At 60.7% G+C, this 201-nt stretch carries 1 pseudogene; it reads right to left on the bottom strand.

From position 1 onward, the window contains the following. Positions 1–201: pseudogene (locus EVJ32_RS16125) on the bottom strand (IS5/IS1182 family transposase); the annotation flags it as partial.

Below are 201 nucleotides of genomic sequence, written 5' to 3'. Positions count from 1 at the left end.
CGACGATCAGCGTCCGTCCCTTCAGCAGCCCCATCTCTTTCGCGACCTCGACCGTGTGTGCGAGCAGTTTGTCGAGCAGTTTGTCGTCGTCCATGCGTTGGCGGCGGAATTTCGTGAGCGAGGACGGGTTGATGACGCCGTCCTCCGGCGCGAGATCCAGGAAATACTTATAGGTGAGGTCGGTCCTCGCCCGTCTGACGA

The sequence above is a fragment of the Exiguobacterium sp. SH5S4 genome, assembly GCF_004337045.1.
GTDB lineage: Bacteria > Bacillota > Bacilli > Exiguobacteriales > Exiguobacteriaceae > Exiguobacterium > Exiguobacterium aurantiacum_A.
The sequence above is the reverse complement of the archived record's forward strand: the minus strand, read 5'-3'. Positions and strand labels throughout refer to the sequence as shown.